This window comes from Erwinia pyrifoliae DSM 12163, assembly GCF_000026985.1.
Taxonomy (GTDB): Bacteria; Pseudomonadota; Gammaproteobacteria; order Enterobacterales; family Enterobacteriaceae; genus Erwinia; species Erwinia pyrifoliae.
In genome coordinates this window covers 4,018,397-4,026,286 of sequence record NC_017390.1, presented here as the reverse complement: position 1 = coordinate 4,026,286, position 7,890 = coordinate 4,018,397, and the positions used below count along the sequence as shown (strand labels likewise).

At 52.4% G+C, this 7,890-nt stretch carries 8 protein-coding genes; all 8 read left to right on the top strand.

Going from position 1 to position 7,890, the window contains the following annotated elements:
- Window positions 1-465: 465 nt before the first annotated feature.
- The 8 genes from mnmG to atpA all read left to right on the top strand — a co-directional run bounded on the left by mnmG (window position 466) and on the right by atpA (window position 7,888).
- Window positions 466-2,355, top strand: coding sequence for a tRNA uridine-5-carboxymethylaminomethyl(34) synthesis enzyme MnmG (gene mnmG, locus EPYR_RS18390; RefSeq protein WP_014539987.1), 1,890 nt, complete (start codon window positions 466-468; stop codon window positions 2,353-2,355).
- Complete coding sequence (gene rsmG / locus EPYR_RS18385; RefSeq protein WP_014539986.1) at window positions 2,352-2,978, top strand: 16S rRNA (guanine(527)-N(7))-methyltransferase RsmG; 627 nt, start codon at window positions 2,352-2,354, stop codon at window positions 2,976-2,978. Before mnmG ends, rsmG begins: the two co-directional genes overlap by 4 nt.
- Before the next feature lie 731 nt (window positions 2,979-3,709).
- Window positions 3,710-4,090 carry a F0F1 ATP synthase subunit I gene (atpI, locus tag EPYR_RS18380; protein WP_014539984.1) on the top strand — a complete coding sequence of 127 codons (381 nt, stop codon included), beginning with the start codon at window positions 3,710-3,712 and terminating at the stop codon, window positions 4,088-4,090.
- Between the two features lie 8 nt (window positions 4,091-4,098).
- Window positions 4,099-4,917, top strand: coding sequence for a F0F1 ATP synthase subunit A (atpB, locus tag EPYR_RS18375; protein WP_014539983.1), 819 nt, complete (start codon window positions 4,099-4,101; stop codon window positions 4,915-4,917).
- Window positions 4,918-4,967: 50 nt separating this feature from the next.
- A complete protein-coding gene (gene atpE / locus EPYR_RS18370; RefSeq protein ID WP_004161250.1) occupies window positions 4,968-5,210 on the top strand; it encodes a F0F1 ATP synthase subunit C in 243 nt (80 codons plus the stop codon).
- Between the two features lie 103 nt (window positions 5,211-5,313).
- Window positions 5,314-5,784, top strand: coding sequence for a F0F1 ATP synthase subunit B (atpF, locus tag EPYR_RS18365; protein WP_004173673.1), 471 nt, complete (start codon window positions 5,314-5,316; stop codon window positions 5,782-5,784).
- A 14-nt stretch (window positions 5,785-5,798) separates the two neighbouring features.
- Window positions 5,799-6,332, top strand: a complete 534-nt coding sequence (gene atpH, locus EPYR_RS18360; RefSeq protein ID WP_014539982.1) for a F0F1 ATP synthase subunit delta — start codon at window positions 5,799-5,801, stop codon at window positions 6,330-6,332.
- Window positions 6,333-6,346: 14 nt separating this feature from the next.
- A complete protein-coding gene (gene atpA, locus EPYR_RS18355; RefSeq protein WP_012443143.1) occupies window positions 6,347-7,888 on the top strand; it encodes a F0F1 ATP synthase subunit alpha in 1,542 nt (513 codons plus the stop codon).
- The last annotated feature ends 2 nt before the right edge of the window (window positions 7,889-7,890 follow it).

The window sequence follows — 7,890 nt, the reverse complement described above, 5'->3', positions numbered from 1 at the left end:
AGCGGTGAGGATCGGTCAGCGATCGTCTTTCCGATCCCCCTGAAATCTCCGTTTCCCATGCCGGGTTTTGTAAATATTTCGCTTTTTAGCGGCTTTTTTACGCCTTTTTCTGTGGATAACATGGCTAACTACCGGGTGAAAACCGGTTATTATCCCAATAACAACCTGGCATCCTCCCTGAGCCTGTGCATAACATGCCATTTAGATCCCAGCTTATACGGTTCAGGATCACCGATCGTTAACAGCTAACGATCGTCTCTAATAAGTTGATCGTTATCAGTAAAACCGGCTTATCCACAGAGATCGTCGATCCTAATAGAAGATCTAATAAAGAGATCTCTAAATAAAAAAGATCTTCTTTTTAATACACGAAGATCCCGATGCTTTCCCCATCGTCTAAAGTTGAGTAGAATCCACGCCCTCAGCAACATCCCTTAATTCGCACAAGCCGCGAGGTGCAGTACCATGTTTTATCCAGATCCTTTTGACGTCATCGTTATCGGTGGTGGTCATGCGGGGACAGAAGCCGCCATGGCCGCTGCTCGTATGGGTCAACAAACCCTGCTGTTAACGCATAACATCGATACGCTGGGACAGATGTCCTGTAACCCGGCAATTGGTGGTATTGGGAAAGGACATCTGGTTAAAGAAGTGGATGCGCTGGGCGGCCTGATGGGCCACGCTATTGACCAAGCGGGTATTCAGTTTAGGATACTAAACGCCAGTAAAGGACCGGCCGTTCGTGCCACTCGTGCTCAGGCCGATCGCGTGTTATACCGTCAGGCGGTACGCACCGCACTGGAGAATCAACCTAACCTGATGATCTTCCAGCAGGCAGTTGAAGATCTGCTGGTGGAAAACGATCGTGTGGTTGGCGCAGTGACCCAGATGGGTCTGAAGTTCCGTGCCAAAGCCGTGGTATTAACCGTCGGAACCTTCCTGGATGGCAAAATTCATATCGGCATGGATAATTACAGCGGTGGCCGTGCAGGCGATCCGCCGTCAATTCCCCTGTCGCGCCGTTTGCGTGAACTGCCGCTGCGCGTCGGTCGCCTGAAAACCGGTACTCCACCGCGTATTGATGCCCGCACGATCGATTTCAGCCTGCTGGCTCCGCAACACGGCGATAACCCTCTACCGGTCTTCTCGTTTATGGGTGATGTGCGCCAGCACCCACAGCAGGTGCCTTGCTATATCACCTACACCAACGAAAAAACCCATGAGGTTATCCGTAATAACCTCGACCGCAGCCCGATGTATGCCGGCGTGATTGAAGGGATCGGCCCACGTTACTGCCCGTCAATCGAAGACAAAGTCATGCGCTTTGCCGATCGTAATGCGCACCAGATCTTCCTGGAGCCGGAAGGGCTAACCAGCAACGAAATCTATCCTAATGGCATCTCCACCAGCCTGCCGTTTGATGTGCAAATGCAAATCGTCCGTTCCATGCACGGCATGGAAAATGCAAAAATCGTCCGTCCGGGCTATGCCATCGAATACGATTTTTTCGATCCGCGCGATCTCAAACCAACGCTTGAAAGCAAATACATTCAGGGTCTGTTCTTTGCCGGACAGATCAACGGTACCACCGGCTACGAAGAAGCTGCGGCACAGGGGCTGCTGGCTGGCCTGAATGCCGGCCGTCTCTCGGCGGACAAAGAGAGCTGGGCGCCACGGCGCGATCAGGCCTATCTCGGGGTGCTGGTGGACGATCTCTGTACCCTCGGCACCAAAGAGCCGTACCGCATGTTCACCTCGCGCGCGGAATATCGCCTGATGTTGCGCGAAGATAACGCCGATCTGCGACTGACCGCTGCCGGACGCGAGCTGGGCCTGGTCGATGATGCCCGCTGGGCGCGCTTCAATGAGAAGCTGGAAAGCATTGAACAGGAGCGCCAGCGCCTGCGTGATATCTGGGTACACCCTAAATCAGAATGCGTGGCTGACGTTAACAGCGTTATCAGTGCTGCCCTGACCAAAGAGGCCAGCGGCGAAGACCTGCTGCGTCGTCCGGAAATGACCTATCAGCAGCTGATGACTCTGAGCCACTTCGCTCCGGCTCTGGCCGATGCGCAAGCGGCGGAACAGGTTGAAATCCAGGTCAAATATGAAGGCTATATTGCCCGTCAGCAGGAAGAGATCGACAGACAGCTGCGCAATGAAAATACGGCGCTACCCGTCGATCTGGATTATCAGCAGGTCAGCGGACTGTCCAATGAGGCGATTGCCAAACTCAACGAGAGTAAACCGGGTTCAATTGGTCAGGCATCGCGTATTTCTGGCATTACGCCGGCGGCGATCTCAATTCTGCTTATTTATCTTAAAAAACAGGGCCTGTTGCGTAAAAGTGCATGATTAGTCAACTTTCGATATTACTTAAAAGTGCAGGTATTCCCCTGTCCGATAGTCAGAAACAGCAGCTGGTCGGTTATGTCGGAATGCTGCACAAATGGAATAAGGCTTACAACCTGACCTCGGTGCGCGATCCGCAGCAGATGCTGGTACGCCATATTCTCGATAGCATCGTGGTGGAACCGCATCTGGTCGGCGACCGATTTATCGACGTCGGCACCGGCCCTGGCCTGCCGGGCGTACCTTTGGCGATTGTGCGCCCGCAGGCGCACTTCACCCTGCTGGATAGCCTGGGCAAGCGTGTACGCTTCCTGAAACAGGTTCAGCACGAGCTTAAGCTTGCAAACATTACGCCGGTGCAGAGTAGGGTAGAAGACTTTGCAGGCGAACCGCCGTTTGATGGCGTGATTAGCCGGGCATTTGCCTCACTCACTGATATGGTCAGCTGGTGCCACCATTTACCGGGCCAGCAGGGGCGGTTTTACGCCTTAAAAGGCGTGCTGCCCGAAGATGAAATCGCGGCGCTGCCTGCAGGTTTCAGGGTAGAAAAAATCAGTCCGTTAACCGTCCCGCAGTTGGAAGGCGAGCGGCATCTGGTGATTATTGCCCCTGTGACAGATTGTTGAACCACCGATAAACACCCGCCAGCCTGTGCAGTGCTTGCGGTGTTAAGTCCAACTTCTGCTGATTCTGGCCCTTAAGGCGAATACCTTAAGGGGGATTTGGCTTTCTACAAAAAATTACCCGGCTGTGAAATGACTCTCAGATTCTGCTATCCGGCAGAAATTATCTGAACACTCCTGTTATATTTAACCGGGATTTTACATTCTATTAGCACCCTGCTCATTTTTTTCGGTCGTTTTCACCTGCTTATGGTCACTTATGAAAATATAAATGGGATATTAACCTGGCGTGAGTAATGACTTTTCTGTGTTAAATGTTTGCTACAAAAGTCAACAGAAGCTTTTTTTTCAAAGGAACATAGCATTTTCAGAGAATCACTCTTTATGCTTATGATTGTTAATGTTTTTTATTGGATTCACTATTAATGTTGAGTTATTGCGTTGCTTATTATCGCATCATGATATTACCAATTTGTGATCGTGGGCACGATTTATGTGCAAGAAAAGGCTCGAATTGCAGAAAAAAAACCACTCATTGCCGTTGTTCTGGCTTTTGAAAAACGAGCCGCCAGAAAGAAAATTAAATAATTGTTCACCTTTTCACTACTTATCGATTGAAATCACAGGTGCGCACCGTATAATTTGCACGGTTTTTGCCGCCTTACTCAAACGAGCTAAGGCAAATTAATGCGACACGCGGCATACCCTAAGCCGGGCAGGAGAGTTTCAACGTCATGTCAGTGTCCCTTTATAGAGTGAAATTTGCCCGAACCGTGCTGTTGCTACAGCTGGTGACCTTCGTCGTAATCGGTGTGCTGTTTTCCTTTAAGGATTTGACCTGGGGTGTTTCCGCCTTTGCCGGTGGGCTGGCAGCCTGGCTGCCAAACGTGTTGTTTATGATTTTTGCCTGGCGTCATCAGGCGGGGCATGAAGTAACGGGCCGGCTTGCCTGGACTTTTGCGCTAGGTGAAGCGCTAAAGGTGATTGTTACTGTTCTCGTTCTTATCGTGGCGCTGGGTGTGTTTAAAGCGGTGTTTACGCCGCTGGGACTGGCCTGGTTATCGGTGCTGATGGTGCAAATCGTCGCTCCGGCTGTAATTAACAACAAAGGGTAAGAGGCATCATGGCTGCAGGAGAAATCTCTACGCCGCAAGAATACATAGGTCATCATCTGAATAACCTTCAGCTTGATCTGCGTACCTTCGAGCTAGTGAATCCGCACGACGCTCCGGCGACGTTCTGGGTATTAAATATCGACTCCATGCTTTTCTCTGTGGTACTGGGGCTGGTGTTCCTGGTGCTGTTTCGCCAGGTAGCGAAATCAGCGACCAGCGGCGTGCCGGGCAAATTACAGGCCGCTATCGAGCTGGTTATCGGTTTCGTTGATAACAACGTGCGCGATATGTACCACGGCAAAAGCAAAGTTATCGCTCCGCTGGCCCTGACGATTTTCGTCTGGGTGTTCCTGATGAACTTCATGGACCTGCTGCCTATTGATTTGCTGCCGTATATCGGTGAGCACATCTTCGGTCTGCCAGCGTTGCGTGTGGTGCCCTCTGCCGACGTGAATATCACGCTGTCAATGGCGCTTGGCGTATTTGTTTTGATTCTGTTCTACAGCATCAAGATGAAAGGCATTGGCGGCTTTAGTAAAGAGCTGACACTGCAACCCTTCAACCACCCGATTTTCATTCCGATCAACCTGATTCTGGAAGGCGTGAGCCTGCTGTCCAAACCGGTATCTCTGGGTCTGCGACTGTTCGGAAATATGTATGCGGGTGAATTGATTTTTATCCTGATTGCCGGTCTGTTGCCGTGGTGGTCACAGTGGATTCTGAGTGTGCCCTGGGCCATTTTCCACATCCTGATCATTTCGCTGCAGGCTTTCATTTTCATGGTCTTAACGATTGTCTATCTGTCGATGGCATCTGAAGAACATTGATACTTTTCTCAACACTACTGCGTTTTAACTGAAACAAACTGGAGACTGTCATGGAAAACCTGAATATGGATCTGCTGTACATGGCTGCCGCTGTGATGATGGGCCTGGCGGCAATCGGTGCTGCGATCGGTATCGGCATCCTCGGAGGTAAATTCCTGGAAGGCGCCGCGCGCCAGCCGGATCTGATCCCTCTGCTGCGTACGCAGTTCTTTGTTGTAATGGGTCTGGTGGATGCAATCCCGATGATCGCTGTTGGTCTGGGTCTGTACGTGATGTTTGCTGTCGCGGCGTAAGGACCTATTGTTCATCGCTCTGCTTGCGCGGATGCGATGAACGGCTTCTGCCGTCGTAAGTCACTGCGGCAGAAAAAGTTAAATTAACAAGAGGCATTGTGCTGTGAACATTAACGCAACAATCCTCGGCCAGGCTATCGCGTTCATCCTGTTTGTAGCGTTCTGCATGAAGTACGTATGGCCGCCGCTTATGGCCGCTATCGAAAAGCGCCAGAAAGAAGTTGCCGACGGCCTTGCTTCCGCTGAACGTGCCAAGAAAGATTTGGATCTCGCACAGGCGAGTGCGACCGATCGGCTGAAAAAAGCGAAGGACGACGCTCAGGTCATCATCGAGCAGGCGAACAAACGCCGCGCGCAGATCCTGGACGAAGCCAAAGCAGAGGCTGAGCAAGAACGTAACAAGATCGTCACCCAAGCGCAGGCTGAAATTGACGCCGAACGCAAACGTGCTCGTGAAGAGTTGCGCAAGCAGGTCGCGATGTTGGCTGTTGCCGGCGCCGAGAAAATCATTGAACGTTCCGTGGATGAAGCTGCTAACAGCGACATCGTAGATAAACTGGTCGCTGAACTGTAAGGAGGGAGGGGCTGATGTCTGAATTTACCACTGTAGCTCGCCCCTACGCCAAAGCAGCTTTTGACTTTGCTGTTGAGCATCAACGTGTCGATCGCTGGCAGCAGATGCTGGCGTTTGCCGCCTCGGTGGCAAGCAATGAACAGATGACAGATCTCCTTTCCGGCGCACTGGCGCCGGAAGCGTTGTCTGAAACATTCATCGCGATTTGTGGTGACCAACTCGACGAAGCCGGTCAGAACCTGATTAAGGTCATGGCTGAAAACGGACGTTTACCCACGCTTACCGCTGTTCTGGAACAGTTCATCCAACTGCGTGCCGCACATGATGCGACCGCCGAGGTTGAGGTTATCTCTTCCACAACACTGAGTGACGTACAGCTGGCTAAAATTAGCGCCGCGATGGAAAAACGTCTGTCACGCAAAGTTAAGCTGAATTGCAAAATTGATAAGTCTGTAATGGCAGGCGTAATCATCCGTGCGGGTGATATGGTCATTGACGGCAGCGTACGCGGTCGTCTTGAACGCCTCGCAGACGTCTTGCAGTCTTAAGGGGACTGGAGCATATGCAACTGAATTCCACCGAAATCAGCGAACTGATCAAGCAGCGCATTGCTCAGTTCAATGTAGTGAGCGAAGCTCACAACGAAGGTACTATCGTTTCTGTAAGTGACGGCATCATCCGCGTACACGGCCTGGCCGATGTGATGCAGGGTGAGATGATTGCCCTGCCGGGCAACCGTTACGCAATCGCACTGAACCTGGAGCGCGACTCCGTAGGTGCCGTGGTGATGGGTCCATACGCTGACCTCGCCGAAGGCATGACGGTGAAGTGTACTGGCCGTATCCTCGAAGTTCCGGTTGGCCGTGGCCTGCTGGGCCGCGTGGTGAACACCCTGGGTGCACCTATCGACGGTAAAGGCGCTATCGACAACGACGGTTTCTCACCGATCGAAGTGATTGCTCCCGGCGTTATCGACAGGCAGTCTGTCGATCAGCCGGTTCAGACCGGCTACAAATCTGTTGATGCGATGATTCCAATCGGCCGTGGCCAGCGTGAGCTGATCATCGGTGACCGTCAGACCGGTAAAACCGCGATGGCGATCGATGCCATCATCAACCAGCGCGATTCCGGCATCAAATGTGTGTACGTGGCCATCGGCCAGAAGGCTTCTACCATCGCTAACGTGGTGCGCAAGCTGGAAGAGCACAACGCGCTGGCTAACACCATCGTGGTGGTGGCGACCGCATCTGAGTCTGCCGCGCTGCAATACCTGGCGCCTTATGCCGGTTGCGCGATGGGCGAATACTTCCGTGACCGTGGCGAAGACGCGCTGATCGTATACGATGACCTGTCCAAACAGGCTGTTGCTTACCGTCAGGTTTCTCTGCTGCTGCGCCGTCCACCGGGCCGTGAAGCATTCCCTGGCGACGTGTTCTACCTCCACTCCCGTCTGCTGGAGCGTGCTTCCCGCGTGAGCGCCGACTACGTTGAGCGTTTTACCAACGGTGAAGTGAAAGGTAAAACCGGTTCACTGACGGCTCTGCCGATCATCGAAACCCAGGCGGGTGACGTTTCTGCGTTCGTTCCAACCAACGTAATCTCGATTACCGACGGTCAGATCTTCCTGGAAACCAACCTGTTTAACTCCGGTATTCGTCCGGCGGTTAACCCGGGTATCTCCGTTTCTCGTGTGGGTGGTGCTGCTCAGACTAAGATCATCAAGAAACTGTCCGGCGGTATTCGTACCGCGCTGGCACAGTATCGTGAGCTGGCAGCGTTCTCTCAGTTCGCTTCCGATCTGGATGAAGCAACCCGCAAACAGCTGAGCCACGGTCAGAAAGTGACCGAACTGCTGAAACAGAAACAGTATGCGCCAATGTCCGTAGCGCAACAGGGTCTGGTGCTGTTTGCCGCCGAGCGTGGCTTTCTGAATGACGTCGAACTGGCGAAAATCGGTAGCTTCGAAGCGGCACTGCTGGCTTATGCGGATCGCGATCATGCAGAGCTGATGGCTGATATCAACCAGTCTGGTAACTATAACGGCGAAATCGAAGAGAAGCTGAAAGGCCTCCTCGAAACGTTTAAAGCAACCCAGTCCTGGTAATG

Coding starts and splice junctions, on each gene's coding strand:
- atpE (WP_004161250.1), top strand. CDS start 4,968: ATGGAAAACCTGAATATGGATCTGCTGTACATGGCTGCCGCTGTGATG.
- rsmG (WP_014539986.1), top strand. CDS start 2,352: ATGATTAGTCAACTTTCGATATTACTTAAAAGTGCAGGTATTCCCCTG.
- mnmG (WP_014539987.1), top strand. CDS start 466: ATGTTTTATCCAGATCCTTTTGACGTCATCGTTATCGGTGGTGGTCAT.
- atpA (WP_012443143.1), top strand. CDS start 6,347: ATGCAACTGAATTCCACCGAAATCAGCGAACTGATCAAGCAGCGCATT.
- atpI (WP_014539984.1), top strand. CDS start 3,710: ATGTCAGTGTCCCTTTATAGAGTGAAATTTGCCCGAACCGTGCTGTTG.
- atpB (WP_014539983.1), top strand. CDS start 4,099: ATGGCTGCAGGAGAAATCTCTACGCCGCAAGAATACATAGGTCATCAT.
- atpH (WP_014539982.1), top strand. CDS start 5,799: ATGTCTGAATTTACCACTGTAGCTCGCCCCTACGCCAAAGCAGCTTTT.